Here is a 1,045-nt window from a genome sequence, read left to right on the forward strand (position 1 = left end):
TTTAATAAGATAAATAATTACATTTGTTCTCGAATTATTAAACTCGAAACAAATAAATAGCTAGATTTGTAATCAAGTTGGAATGTCGAAGGCAAATAAATGATCTCATTACAATTTCTTAAGTTGTAATTGATTTTGACCTTACAATACAACGTTAATATTAGTGGTAGAACGGCTAGGCTGTCCGTCCTTAAGCGGCCAGACTGACACGATTCCAATAAAAAGAAAGAACAGGTGATCCAATGAAACGGAGAATACTATTCGCGAGTCTTATTCTTGTCCTGCTGCTCTCAGCATGCTCGAATGACTCCGGTGCTAAGAACGGCAGCAGCAACAAAGGAAAAGGTGATTCCAAGCAGACGATTACAATCGCTTGGCAGCCGAACGAATCAAGTGGGGACTTGCAGGAAACGCGCGACGCGATCAGCAAGATGATCGAGGAAGCGACGGGTAAGAAAGTGGAGCACTTCACCACRACAGATTATATTATTTCGATTGAAGCGCTGACCAACGGCAGTGCGGATATTGCMTAYATGGGCGCGACCTCGTACGTCGAAGCCAAGAAGAAGAACGACAATCTGGTTCCGCTCGTCGTGAACTCCGGTGAATCGGGTACGCTGGACGATGCCAGCTACTATGGCTGGTTTGCGGTGAGACAAGAAGACGAAGCGCAATACAAGGAACAGGATACGTACTCGATCGCCAATATTGCCGGTAAACGTTTCTCATTTGTTTCTAACAGCTCGACCTCGGGCTTCAAAGTGCCTTCGAATGCGATTGTCTCGCAATTCTCCAAACAGGACGCCTATAAAGACTTGAAGGTCGAAGACCTGATGGAGGGCGGAAGCGGCCAGTTTTTCAAGGATGTCGTATATGGCGGCTCTCATCAAGGATCCGCAGTCAATCTGCTGACAAAGAAAGCGGATATTGCGGCTTTCTGTGACACATGCGTCGGCAACTATGTCGAGCTGGCCGAGGGTGAAGCGAATCGTCCAGGTGCATTGTACAAGGTGAAAGAAAAGGCGGAGCAGCCCTTCGACAAGCT

The 1,045-nt window shown here is 46.6% G+C and carries 1 protein-coding gene; it reads left to right on the forward strand.

All coding sequences use genetic code 11. The annotated features are described in order from the left end of the window. Positions 1-242: 242 nt before the first annotated feature. A partial coding sequence (locus AC1DWN_RS34250; RefSeq protein ID WP_477563266.1) for a phosphate/phosphite/phosphonate ABC transporter substrate-binding protein occupies positions 243-1,045 on the forward strand: 803 nt, incomplete at its 3' end.

It is taken from the genome of Paenibacillus sp. P4_A7 (genome assembly GCF_056402455.1).